General features: G+C 60.4%; 10 protein-coding genes. 3 read left to right on the forward strand and 7 right to left on the reverse strand.

All coding sequences use genetic code 11. From position 1 onward, the window contains the following. Positions 1-155: 155 nt before the first annotated feature. From JFV26_RS03835 to JFV26_RS03860, 6 genes are all read right to left on the reverse strand, one after another. The gene (locus JFV26_RS03835) at positions 156-788 is read right to left on the reverse strand and encodes a sarcosine oxidase subunit gamma (protein WP_201189865.1); all 633 of its coding nucleotides are present in this window, start codon (positions 786-788) and stop codon (positions 156-158) included. A 168-nt stretch (positions 789-956) separates the two neighbouring features. Then, positions 957-3,974, reverse strand: coding sequence for a sarcosine oxidase subunit alpha (locus JFV26_RS03840; protein ID WP_201189867.1), 3,018 nt, complete (start codon positions 3,972-3,974; stop codon positions 957-959). Continuing rightward, on the reverse strand, positions 3,971-4,300 hold the full coding sequence (locus tag JFV26_RS03845) for a sarcosine oxidase subunit delta (protein ID WP_054044205.1): 330 nt from the start codon (positions 4,298-4,300) through the stop codon (positions 3,971-3,973). Before JFV26_RS03845 ends, JFV26_RS03840 begins: the two co-directional genes overlap by 4 nt. Positions 4,301-4,314: 14 nt before the next feature. Then, on the reverse strand, positions 4,315-5,565 hold the full coding sequence (locus JFV26_RS03850; protein WP_201190667.1) for a sarcosine oxidase subunit beta: 1,251 nt from the start codon (positions 5,563-5,565) through the stop codon (positions 4,315-4,317). Between the two features lie 23 nt (positions 5,566-5,588). Next, positions 5,589-6,842, reverse strand: a complete 1,254-nt coding sequence (gene glyA / locus JFV26_RS03855; RefSeq protein ID WP_201189869.1) for a serine hydroxymethyltransferase — start codon at positions 6,840-6,842, stop codon at positions 5,589-5,591. A 383-nt stretch (positions 6,843-7,225) separates the two neighbouring features. Then, positions 7,226-7,942: a TraX family protein gene (locus tag JFV26_RS03860; protein ID WP_201189871.1), complete on the reverse strand. Its 717-nt coding sequence runs from the start codon at positions 7,940-7,942 to the stop codon at positions 7,226-7,228. A 131-nt stretch (positions 7,943-8,073) separates the two neighbouring features. Between JFV26_RS03860 and JFV26_RS03865 the strand changes: the two genes are divergently transcribed. Together JFV26_RS03865 and JFV26_RS03870 are read left to right on the forward strand one after the other, a co-directional pair. After that, a complete protein-coding gene (locus JFV26_RS03865) occupies positions 8,074-9,114 on the forward strand; it encodes a threonine aldolase family protein (protein WP_201189873.1) in 1,041 nt (346 codons plus the stop codon). Between the two features lie 197 nt (positions 9,115-9,311). Then, positions 9,312-10,136 carry an SDR family oxidoreductase gene (locus tag JFV26_RS03870; RefSeq protein ID WP_201189875.1) on the forward strand — a complete coding sequence of 275 codons (825 nt, stop codon included), beginning with the start codon at positions 9,312-9,314 and terminating at the stop codon, positions 10,134-10,136. Between the two features lie 142 nt (positions 10,137-10,278). On the opposite strand, the gene gbcB is transcribed toward JFV26_RS03870, so the two are convergent. Beyond that, a complete protein-coding gene (gene gbcB / locus JFV26_RS03875; RefSeq protein ID WP_201189876.1) occupies positions 10,279-11,379 on the reverse strand; it encodes a glycine-betaine demethylase subunit GbcB in 1,101 nt (366 codons plus the stop codon). A gap of 284 nt (positions 11,380-11,663) precedes the next feature. On the opposite strand from gbcB, the gene gbcA reads away from it, so the two are divergent. Continuing rightward, entirely contained in the window at positions 11,664-12,959 is a 1,296-nt protein-coding gene (gene gbcA / locus JFV26_RS03880; protein WP_201189877.1) for a glycine-betaine demethylase subunit GbcA, read from the forward strand. Positions 12,960-13,032: the final 73 nt, after the last annotated feature.

A 13,032-nucleotide genomic window follows, 5' to 3' on the forward strand; every position in this document is an offset into this window, starting at 1 on the left:
CTCTTGTGTAGCAGCTGCCGAAGGCTGCGTTCGGCGACGAAGTCGTCGTAAAACCTGAACCCCCGGATACCGAATAGAATCCGGGGTGCCTGATTGGCGACGACTTCGTCGCCGAACGCAGCCTTCGGCAGCTGCTACAGGGAGTTCAGCATTCTTCAGGCCTGAACGCTTAACCCGTACTCAGCAGCAGCATCCTGCAACCACAACCACCAGTAATCCGAGAAGCTGCGACGAATCAGCAGTTCCCAGGTGTCTTCAGCGGTATGACGGATCACCAGTTGCGACTTGGCGAACACGGTCCCTACAGCCTTGCCCACCGGAAAACTATTCGGGTGCACGTCGTAGCTGGTGGATTTCATCAGCAGCTGGCGCACGTTCGGGCCGCTCAGTTCGAGGATCTGCTGGCCGCCGCTGACGTTGACGATCTGGATGTGCAGGTCGCCCAGCGCTTCTCGGAGTTTTTGCTCGGCGGCGAATTCTTCACCGCTCGGCACGATCAGCAGCCATTCATCCGGCCCCATCCATTGCAGGCTGGTTTCGCCTTTGACGATGACGGTCAGGGCGCCGGGTAATTCGATGCCCAACGCCTTGTGCACGCCAGCACTGAATGCCGCATCGTGGCCATCGCCACGAATGGTCAGGTGGCCGAGGAGTTTTTTCTCACGCACGATCACGCCGGCGCTCTTACGGCCCTTGCCCACCAGGCTGGCGAGGTCGGCATGATGCAGCGACGACTCGGCCTTGGCCCCGGCGGTTGGGCGTTGTTGGTAAACATTGGCTGTGGTCATAAAGCACCTTTATCAATTCTGTTGGTTCCGGCCCCTGTGGTGGCTGGACTGACGCCTTCGCGAGCAAGCCCGCTCCCACATTTGACCGCGTTCCCCTGTGGGAGCGGGCTTGCTCGCGAATCGCTCAGACGACTCGGTGCAACCGCCCGCCCACAGGGCTCGAGGCCATTAGATGTTCTGGCGATCACCCTTCGGATCAAAGAACACCGAAGAAACGATTTCCGCCTCGATCACGCTACCGTCGGCCAGCGGTGCGAACACCCGCTCACCGATACGCTTCAAGCCGCCCTTCACCACACCCATGGCAAACGAATAGCCGAGGGAGTTGTGCGCGTAGCTGGAGGTCACGTGGCCAACCATGGTCATCGGGATGGTTTGCTTGGTGTTGAACACCAACTGCGCCCCTTCCGGCAGCCATTTGGTTGGATCGATCGGCTTCAGGCCCACCAATTGTTTACGTTGATCACGCACGCAGTCTTCACGGTTCATGCCACGCTGGCCGATCCACGAGAACGGTTTGGTGCGACCGACACACCAGCCCATGTTCAGGTCGTCCGGGGTCATCGAGCCGTCAGTGTCCTGGCCGACGATGATGAAGCCCTTCTCGGCCCGCAGAACGTGCATGGTTTCAGTGCCGTACGGGGTCAGGTTGTACTGCTTGCCGGCCGCGACGATTTTCTCGAGTACGCCCATGGCGTAGTCGGCTTGCACGTTGACTTCGTACGACAGCTCACCGGTAAACGAAATCCGGAACACCCGCGCCGGGACACCGCCGACCAGGCCTTCTTTCCAGGTCATGAACGGGAAGGCTTCGTTGCTCAGATCAATATCGGTGACTTCGCTGAGCAGCTTGCGGCTGTTCGGCCCGGACAGGGTCATGGTTGCCCAGTGATCCGTCACGGAAGTGAAGTACACCTTCAGGTCTGGCCATTCGGTCTGTTGGTAGATTTCCAGCCATTGCAGCACGCGTGCAGCGCCGCCGGTGGTGGTGGTCATCACGAAGTGGTTGTCAGCGAGGCATGCGGTTACGCCGTCGTCAAACACCATGCCGTCTTCTTTACACATCAGGCCGTAGCGGGCCTTGCCCACATCGAGCTTGGTCCAGGCGTTGGTGTAGATGCGGTTCAGGAACTCACGGGCATCCGGGCCTTGAATGTCGATCTTGCCGAGGGTCGAAGCGTCCAGCAGGCCGACGCTGTCGCGCACGGCTTTGCATTCGCGCTTGATCGCGGCGTGCAGGTCTTCGCCGTTTTTCGGGAAGTACCACGGACGTTTCCACTGACCGACGTCTTCGAATTCAGCACCGTTTTTCACGTGCCAGTGATGCAGCGCGGTGAAACGAACCGGTTCAAAGATGTGCCCACAGTGACGGCCGGCCACAGCGCCGAAGGTGACCGGTGTGTAGTTCGGACGAAACATGGTGGTGCCCATCTGCGGGATGGTCACGTTCAGCGAACGGGCGGCAATCGCCAGACCGTTGACGTTGCCGAGCTTGCCCTGATCGGTGCCGAAGCCCAGCGCGGTGTAGCGTTTGACGTGCTCGACCGACTCGAAACCTTCGCGGGTAGCCAGTTCGATGGCGGCGGCGGTGACGTCGTTTTGCAGGTCGACGAATTGCTTCGGTGCCCGTGCGGTATTTTTCTCGTGCGGCACCTGGAACAGTGCCAGAGTCGGCTCTTCATGACGGCTCAGGGCTTTGGGCAGTACACCTTCGACCACACTGAAACCGGCTTCGCTGGCGGCGCGAGCGCCACCTTCAAAACCATCGGCCAGGGAGTCGCCGAGGCCGTAAACGCCGTTGATGCCACCGACGCATACGCGTTTTTGCGGTGCTTCGCCCGGTACGAAACCGAGGATGTCTTCACGCCAGGTCGGCTTGCCGCCCAAGTGCGAAGCCAGGTGAACCACCGGGCTGTAACCACCGGAGGTCGCAACCAGGTCGCAATCAAGCCATTCGCCAGGGCTGGTCACGGCGTGGGCTTTGACATCAATCGCGGCAACGCGAGCAGCGGTAACGTGCTTGCTGCCACGGGCTTCGATCACCGCGCTGCCGGTGAGGATGCGAATGCCTTTGGCGCGTGCTTCTTCAACCAAAGCACCACGCGGGTTGCTGCGGGCGTCGGCGATAGCCACCACTTGCAGACTGGCATCGAGCCAATCCAGGGCAACACGGTAGGCGTGGTCGTTGTTGACACCCAGCACAAGCTTCTTGCCCGGTGCCACGCCGTAACGACGAACGTAAGTCGACACAGCGCCAGCGAGCATGTTGCCCGGCACGTCGTTGTTGCCGTAGACCAGCGGACGCTCGCACGCGCCGGTCGCCAGCACGACACGTTTAGCGCGAACCCGGTGGATGCGCTGACGCACCTGGCCAATCGGAGCGCGGTCGCCGAGGTGATCGGTCAGGCGTTCGTGAATGGTCAGGAAGTTGTGGTCGTGGTAACCGTTGACCGTGGCGCGCGGCAACAGCAGCACATCCGGGGTGTCTTTCAGTTCAGCGATGACGCTGGCAACCCATTCGGTGGCCGGTTTGCCGTCGAGGCTTTCGCGGGAATCGAGCAGGCTGCCGCCGAACTCTTCCTGCTCATCGGCCAGGATCACCCGAGCACCGCTGCGCGCAGCCGCCAATGCAGCGGCCAGGCCAGCAGGGCCGGCGCCGACGATCAGCACGTCGCAGTGCTGGTTCATGTAGTCGTAGGTGTCCGGATCGTTCTCGGTCGGCGAGCGGCCCAAACCGGCAGCCTTACGAATGTACTTCTCGTAGGTCATCCAGAACGATTGCGGGTACATGAAGGTTTTGTAGTAGAAGCCCGGCGGCATCAGCTTGCCGCCGACCTTGCCGAGAATCCCCATCATGTCGTTGTTCACGCTCGGCCAGCCGTTGGTGCTGGTGGCGACCAGGCCTTGGTACAGCGCTTGTTGCGTGGCGCGTACGTTCGGGATCTGCGTGGCTTCGGTGGCGCCGATCTGCAGCACCGCGTTCGGCTCTTCGGCACCGGCGGCGAAGATGCCGCGTGGCCGGGAATACTTGAAGCTGCGACCGATGATGTCGACGCCGTTGGCCAGCAAGGCTGCAGCCAGCGAATCGCCCTCAAAGCCTTTGTAGACCTGGCCGTTGAAGGTGAAGCTCAGCACTTTGTTGCGGTCGATCCGTCCGCCGTTGGACAGGCGATTGATCTGGCTCATACCTTCTCTCCCAGAGCCGTCGTAGCCGCTTTCGAGCTATCGGTCTTGTCGGTAAATTGTGGCTTGGTGCCGATCTTGTAGGTTTCGAGAATCTCGTAGGTCACGGTGTCGCGGGTCGCATTGAAGTACTGACGGCAACCGGCGGCGTGAATCCACAGTTCGTGGTGCAGACCGCGAGGGTTATCGCGGAAGAACATGTAGTCGCCCCACTCCTCGTCGGTGCAACTGGTCGGATCCAGTGGACGCGGGATGTGCGCCTGGCCGGATGCATGGAATTCCTCTTCGGAGCGCAGCTCGCCGCAGTGAGGACAGAAGATATGCAACATGGGGATTTCTCCTGTTAGTGGGCAACCGCAGCAGCGCCGTGTTCATCGATCAACGCACCGTTGTGGAAACGGTCGATGGAGAAAGGTGCGGCCAATGGGTGCATTTCACCCTTGGCCAGGCTCGCGGCAAATACGTTGCCCGAGCCAGGTGTTGCCTTGAAGCCTCCGGTGCCCCAACCGCAGTTGAAGAACATGTTCGGCACCGGGGTTTTCGAGATGATCGGGCAGGCATCCGGGGTGGTGTCGACGATGCCGCCCCACTGACGGTTCATGCGTACGCGCGACAGCACCGGGAACATCTCGACGATGGCCTGGATGGTGTGCTCGATCACCGGGTACGAACCGCGCTGGCCGTAGCCGTTGTAGCCGTCAATACCGGCGCCGATCACCAGGTCGCCCTTGTCGGACTGGCTGATGTAACCGTGCACGGCGTTGGACATGATCACGCTGTCGATAATCGGCTTGATCGGCTCGGACACCAGTGCTTGCAGCGGGTGGGATTCGATCGGCAGGCGGAAACCGGCGAGTTTGGCCATGTGCCCGGAGTTACCGGCGGTCACTACGCCGACGCGCTTGGCGCCGATGAAGCCCTTGTTGGTTTCAACACCGATGCACACGCCGTTTTCCTTGCGGAAACCGATCACTTCGGTCTGCTGGATCAGGTCCACGCCCAAGGCGTCGGCGGCACGGGCAAAGCCCCAGGCCACGGCATCGTGACGAGCCACACCGCCGCGACGCTGAACGGTTGCGCCCAGCACCGGGTAGCGGGTGTTCCTGGAGCAGTCGAGGTACGGAATCTCGTCGGCCACTTGCTTGGCATCGAGCAGTTCGCCGTCCACACCGTTGAGGCGGTTGGCGCTGACCCGACGCTCGGAATCACGTATGTCTTGCAGGGTGTGGCACAGGTTGTAAACGCCACGCTGGGAGAACATCACGTTGTAGTTCAGGTCCTGGGACAGGCCTTCCCACAATTTCATTGCGTGTTCGTACAGGTGCGCCGACTCGTCCCACAGGTAGTTGGAGCGAACGATGGTGGTGTTGCGCGCGGTGTTACCGCCGCCCAGCCAGCCTTTCTCGACCACGGCCACGTTGGTGATGCCGTGTTCCTTGGCCAGGTAGTAGGCGGTCGCCAGACCATGCCCGCCACCGCCGACAATGACCACGTCATAGACCTTTTTAGGGGTCGGCGTGCGCCACATTTTCTGCCAGTTTTCGTGATGGCTGAGGGAGTGCTTGAAGAGGCCGAAGCCCGAATAGCGTTGCATAGTCATTTACTCCAAAACCGCGCTCAGCGATAAACCGGGAAGTCCGCGCACAGGGCTGCCACTTGCTGCGCGACATTGGCCTCGACATCGGCATCGCCGAGGTTGTCGAGGATGTCGCAGATCCAGCCGGCCAGCGTCACGCACTGGGTAACCTTGAAGCCGCGAGTGGTCACCGCCGGGGTGCCGATGCGCAGGCCCGAGGTTACGAACGGCGACTGTGGATCGTTCGGCACAGCGTTCTTGTTCACGGTGATGTGGGCACGGCCAAGGGCGGCGTCCGCCTCTTTACCGGTAAGGCCCTGACGGATCAGGCTGACCAGGAACAGGTGATTGTCGGTGCCGCCGGACACTACATCGTAGCCGCGTTTGATAAACACGCCGGCCATGGCCTGGGCGTTGTCGATCACTTGTTGTTGGTAGGCCTTGAAACCGGGCTCCAAAGCTTCCTTGAAGCACACCGCCTTACCGGCGATCACGTGCATCAGCGGGCCGCCCTGGCCACCGGGGAACACCGCGGAGTTGAATTTCTTTTCCAGTTCTTCGTTGGCCTTGGCCAGGATCAAGCCACCACGAGGACCGCGCAGGGTTTTGTGGGTGGTGGTGGTGACCACGTCAGCGTACGGCAGCGGGTTCGGGTACAGGCCCGCAGCGACCAGACCGGCGACGTGAGCCATGTCGACGAAGAAGTAGGCGCCAACCTTGTCAGCGATCTGACGGAAACGCGGGAAGTCCAGGGTCTTGGAGTAAGCCGAGAACCCGGCGATGATCATTTTTGGCTTGTGCTCAACCGCCAGGCGCTCGACTTCGTCGTAATCGATCAGGCCGGTTTTAGTGTCGATGCCGTACTGCACGGCGTTGTAGAGCTTGCCGGAGAAGCTGACTTTGGCGCCGTGGGTCAGGTGACCGCCGTGGGCCAGGCTCATGCCCAGCACGGTGTCGCCTGCATTCAACAGGGCCAGATAAACCGCGGCGTTCGCCTGGCTGCCGGAGTGCGGCTGGACGTTGGCGTAATCGGCGCCGAACAGTTGCTTGGCGCGTTCGATGGCCAGGGCTTCAACCTTGTCGACGTGCTCGCAGCCACCGTAGTAGCGCTTGCCCGGATAGCCTTCGGCGTATTTGTTGGTCAGGCCACTGCCTTGCGCTTCCATGACGCGTTTGCTGGTGTAGTTCTCTGACGCGATCAGCTCGATGTGATCTTCCTGGCGTTGCTCCTCGGCATTCATCGCCGCCAGCAGTGCATCGTCGTAGCCCTTGATCTGGTCTTGCTTGCTGAACATCGCGTCTCTCCCAGCGGCGGCTTGTGCGCCTTTCGTCTCGGTGAGGCACGTACCTTTCGGCAGTGCCCAATGGACACGATGGTATGACCGGCGCAGACAGGTCAAATGCCTATGGACGCCACGCAAAGGTGCGTTTACGACATGGGCTGAAATGGCGGGTCAGACGCCATCCTCGAACCACCGGGGATTCCCCGTGGGAGCGAGCCTGCTCGCGATGAGGCCGTCACAGCCAGCCTTGATGTTGCCTGACCCACCGCTATCGCGAGCAGGCTCGCTCCCACAAGGTGCGCGCGCCTGTGCGTAGGAGCTGCCGAAGGCTGCGATCTTTTGACTTTGCTCTTTAGAAGATCAAAAGATCGCAGCCTTCGGCAGCTCCTACAGGGTTATGCGACGAACTCGCGGACGAGTAACAGCAGCAGGAAGTGCGCGGGATAGAGCGCGTACGCCCAGCGGCGCATTGGCGGTGGCCTTACGCTTTGGGCATGTCGCAAAAACAACACCCCCAGCAATGGCGCGATCAGACACGCGGCAATCCCGAAAATCGCCGCACTGTTGCCCTCCCGCGCCGCGTCATACAACACCGCCCACTGATTTGCCGCCAGGCACACCACCCCCGGCAAAAGGCTGAAATACCAGGCCCGGCGGATCACCAGCAGCATCGCCAGCGGCAACAGCACGCCGAAGAAACCGAACATCAGTCGCTCCGGGAACAACACCGCGAGCAATACAGCAGCGACCGCCAGCAGTCGCGATTGAAGCACCAGCTGCTGCCATCCACGCGCCACCAGCAGACCGAGGACCAAAGTAGGCATCACGTTTAACGTGTCGGGATCAGGAATGTAGACCCGGTAGGGGATTTCACTGACAACGCTAAACACCATCAACCACCCCAGATAGCGCCACTGACCATCAGTCGCTGCCGCACGGGTGCGCACCAGATTCGCCGCCATCGCCAGACAGAACCAGGGAAACGCCAGCCTGCCCGGCACATACAGAAAATCGAGGGAGTAACCGACATATCGCAGGTGATCGAGCACCATGCTCAACAGCGCCAGCCACTTGAGCAGATCCAGCGCGCCGTCCCGCTGCGTCATGTGCATAATTGCCCATCGACTGTGTATTTTTCTGACAGCATCATCGCGTGTGCTCCCCGGACGATCTTCGGTAAAGTGCGCACCATCATTGACCACAAAACCCTTCACCATAGGGGTTTTGAACACGGAATCAGGCCATGACCGATAAGAGCCAACAATTTGCCAGCGACAACTATTCCGGTATCTGCCCTGAAGCCTGGGCCGCCATGGAACAGGCCAACCACGGCCACCAACGCGCTTATGGCGACGACGAATGGACCGCTCGCGCGTCCGACGATTTCCGCAAACTGTTTGAAACCGACTGCGAAGTGTTCTTCGCCTTCAACGGCACCGCGGCCAACTCGCTGGCCCTGTCGTCGCTGTGCCAGAGTTACCATAGCGTGATCTGCTCGGAAACCGCCCACGTCGAAACCGACGAATGCGGCGCGCCGGAATTCTTTTCCAACGGTTCCAAACTGCTGGTCGCGCGCACCGAAAACGGCAAGCTGACCCCGGAATCGATCCGCGAAGTCGCGCTCAAGCGCCAGGACATCCACTACCCGAAACCCCGCGTCGTGACCCTGACCCAGGCCACCGAGGTCGGCAGCGTCTACACCCCGGAAGAAATCCGCGCCATCAGCGCCACCTGCAAAGAGCTCGGCCTGAACCTGCACATGGACGGCGCGCGGTTCTCCAACGCTTGCGCGTTCCTCGGCTGCTCCCCGGCCGACCTGACCTGGAAGGCCGGCGTCGACGTGCTGTGCTTTGGCGGCACGAAAAACGGCATGGCGGTGGGTGAGGCGATTCTGTTCTTCAACCATAAACTGGCTGAAGACTTCGACTACCGCTGCAAGCAGGCCGGGCAATTGGCCTCGAAGATGCGCTTCCTGTCCGCCCCCTGGGTCGGGATCCTGGAAAACAACGCCTGGCTCAAATACGCCAAACACGCCAACCATTGCGCGCAGCTGCTGGCGGAACTGGTCAGCGACATTGCCGGCGTGGAACTGATGTTCCCGGTACAGGCCAACGGCGTGTTCCTGCAACTCTCGGAACCGGCCATCGCCGCATTGACCGCCAAGGGCTGGCGCTTCTACACCTTCATCGGCAACGGCGGCGCCCGCTTCATGTGCTCGTGGGACACCGAAGAAGAGCGCGTGCGGGAATTGGCGGCGGATATCCGCGAGGTCATGAGCGCCTAAGCCTGCCCCTGTAGGAGCTGCCGAGTGAAACGAGGCTGCGATCTTTTGATCTTGTTTTTAAGATCAAGATCAAAAGATCGCAGCCTCGTTTCACTCGGCAGCTCCTACAGGACTCGCGTCGCCCCTGAAAGTCTTGGTCTACATTGTCTGGCGAGCCGTTTCGATTCGCTCAGAGAATAATAATCAGGAGCGCACGCATGTCCTTACAAGGCAAAACCCTGTTCATCACCGGCGCCAGCCGTGGCATTGGTCGCGAGATCGCACTGCGGGCTGCCCGCGACGGGGCCAATATTGTGATTGCGGCCAAGAGCGCCGAACCACATCCCAAGTTGCCGGGCACAATTTTCAGCGTGGCCAGGGAAGTCGAGGCGGCGGGTGGCAAGGCGTTGGCATTACAGGTGGATGTGCGCGATGAAGTCGCGGTACGTGAGGCACTGGCCCAGGCCAATGAGCACTTCGGCGGGATTGATGCGCTGATCAACAATGCCGGCGCGATCAAGTTGACCGGTGTTCAGCACGTCGAGCTCAAGCGTTTCGACCTGATGCATCAAATCAATACCCGCGCCGTGTTGCTGTGCAGCCAGGCGGCCCTGCCCTACTTGAAGAAACGCGGCGGCCACATCCTCAGCATTTCGCCACCGCTGAACCTGGCGACGAAATGGTTCGCGCAATACAGCCCTTACACCGTAACCAAGTACGGCATGAGCATGCTGACCCTGGGCATGAGTGAGGAATTTGCGGGTTACGGCATCAGCGTCAACTCGTTGTGGCCGCAGACCATGATCGCCACCGCCGCCATCGAGTTTCAACTCGGCTCGCGGGAATCCTTCAAACACGCACGAACGCCGGCGATCATGGCGGATGCCGCCCATGTCATTCTGGACAGCACAGGGCGCAGCATTACCGGGCGGTTGCTGATTGATGAAGAGATTCTGGGAGAAAACGCAGTGACGGATTTTGAGGGGTATCGGTTTGAGCCGGACTCCACCGACAAACTGATGCCGGACTTGTTTGTCGACTGAAACACGCCCCCTGTAGGAGCTGCCGAGTGAAACGAGGCTGCGATCTTTTGATGTTGTTTTTTAAGAGCAAGATCAAAAGATCGCAGCCTCGTTTCACTCGACAGCTCCTACCAGCTCCTACAGGGTTTTTGTGCAGACGGTTTTAGAACTCGATCCGCACATCACCCTTCGGCACGCTGCAGCACGACAAAATAAACCCTTCGGCCTCGTCTTCCTCGGTAATCCCGCCGTTGTGGTCCATTTCGACCTCGCCACCCAGCTTCATCACTTTGCACGTGCCGCAAATCCCCATCCCGCACGCCTTCGGAATCAGCAGGCCGAGCTTGGCCGCCGCCGCATGTACGGTTTCCCCCGGCGCCACACGAATGCTCTTGCCGGACGCGGTGAACTCCACTTGATGCAGGTCCGCCACGTCGATGTCCGGCGCGTCGGCGGCGATTTCGGCTTGTTCCACCGCATCGGCACGGGCTTCCGGCGGCGTCGCACCGAAGGATTCTTCGTGATAACGACTCATGTCGAAGCCGACCGCTTCGAGCATGCGCTTGACCGCGTTCATGTAGGGCGTCGGACCACAGCAGAAGACTTCGCGCTCCAGGAAGTCCGGTGCCATCAGTTCCAGCATCTTGTGGTTCAGGTAACCGCGATAACCGGCCCAGGGTTCGCCCAGACCATGCTTCTCGCAAATCAGGTGCAGGCTGAAGTTGTCGATCCGCGAGGCCATATGTTCCAGCTCGCGGTGGTAAATGATGTCTTTCGGTGAGCGGGCGCTGTGGATAAACACCATGTCGACGTTGCCGTTGGTGTCGTAGAACCAGCGCGCCATCGACATGACTGGCGTAATACCCACGCCGCCGCTGAGGTACAACACCTTGGGCGCGGTGAAGTCCATGGCGTTGAACAGCCCGACCGGCCCGTGCACCGCCAGCTCCTGGCCTTCATGCAGGGTGTCGTGCAGCCAGTTGGAAACCTTGCCGCCCGGCACACGCTTGATCGTCACCGAAAAGCTGTACGGCACCGATGGCGAACTGGAAATGGTGTAGGAGCGCATGATCGGCACGCCGTCGATTTCCAGCTCCAGGGTGACAAACTGCCCGGGCTTGAAGAAGAACAGGATTGGCTGATCGGCCATAAAACAGAAGGTGCGCACGTCCCAGGTTTCCTGGATGACTTTAACGCAACGGACGATGTGTCGACCATTGGCCCAGGTCTGGGTGGTTACCGGATTCAGGAAGCTGTTGGACATGCTGTTCTCCGTAGCCGTGTGTCGGCCTTATGTTGGCGATTCTGCGTATAGCGCGAGCCACCCATTTACCTATCTGCGACATTCACATACTTATCGCGACCAGCCCCCAACTACCGGGGGTTGCGCGTCGGGAACAGATTGGGCCATGTCGCCCATGGATAAGGTTCTGGGCAGCGCCGGGCCCACACTCGCTCCACACAAAGACAGTTTCTTTACGCCTTGCGATGTAACCGTATCAGCCACTATTTCGCCGGCCTCACAGAAAGGCCATGAGGATCAAATCGATGGACGTCACCGCAAAAATCAGCCTGGGCGATCCGCTGGAACCCGCACGCAAGGCAACCGCGCAGATGCTGCAAGAACGCGAGCGTACTTTCTCGCTGCCGCAGCCGTTTTACTCTGACGAGCGGCTGTTTGATATCGACATGCAGGAGATCTTCCAGAAAGAGTGGCTGATCGCCGGCATGACCTGCGAAATCCCGACCAAGGGCAACTACCTGACCCTGCAGGTCGGCAAGAACCCGATCATCGTGATTCGTGGCGCCGAAGGCGTGGTGCATGCGTTCCACAACGTCTGCCGCCACCGTGGCTCGCGCCTGTGCACCAGTGAAAAAGGCAAAGTCGCCAAGCTGGTCTGCCATTACCACCAGTGGACGTACGAGCTGGACGGTCGCCTGTTGTTCGCCGGCACTGAGATGGGCGCCGACTTCGACATGAAGCAATACGGCTTGAAACCGGTGAACGTGAAAACCGCTGGCGGCTATATCTTCATCAGCCTGTCGGAAAACCCGCCGGCCATCGATGACTTCCTGTCGACGCTCAGCCATTACATGGAACCGTACGACATGGAGAACACCAAGGTGGCCATTACCACCACCTTGATGGAAAAGGCCAACTGGAAACTGGTGCTGGAAAACAACCGCGAGTGCTACCACTGCAACGCGTCGCACCCGGAACTGCTGAAAACCCTGCTGGAATGGGACGACGTCACCGACCCACGCGCAGACCAGGGCTTCAAGGACCACGTTGCCGCGTCCGCCGCGGCCTGGGAAGCCGAGAAGATCCCTTATGCCCACGCCAGCTTCGGCCTGCGCAACCGTATCGTGCGCATGCCGCTGCTCAAGGGCACCGTGTCGATGACCATGGACGGCAAGCAGGGCTGCGCCAAACTGATGGGCCGGATCAAAAACCCGGACCTCGGTTCGATGCGCATCCTGCACCTGCCGCACTCGTGGAACCACTGCATGGGCGACCACATCATCGTGTTCACCGTGTGGCCGATCAGCGCCCAGGAAACCATGGTCACCACCAAGTGGGTCGTGCACAAGGACGCGGTTGAAGGCGTGGACTACGACGTGGAGCGCATGCGCCAGGTCTGGGATGCGACCAACGACCAGGACCGTCGCCTGGCCGAAGAGAACCAGCGCGGAATCAACTCCACCGCTTACCAGCCTGGGCCTTACTCCAAGACCTATGAGTTTGGCGTGGTGAATTTCGTGGATTGGTACAGCGAGCGTCTGCTGAACAACCTTGGGGCCGAGCCTGCGCCGTACCTCAAAGGTGTGCCGGTTCAGGGCTAAGCAAGATCAAAAGATCGCAGCCTTCGGCAGCTCCTACAGGGGTGAGGTGTATCCGTGAAATCACGGGTAGACG

The sequence above is a fragment of the Pseudomonas sp. TH31 genome, from assembly GCF_016650815.1.
GTDB lineage: Bacteria > Pseudomonadota > Gammaproteobacteria > Pseudomonadales > Pseudomonadaceae > Aquipseudomonas.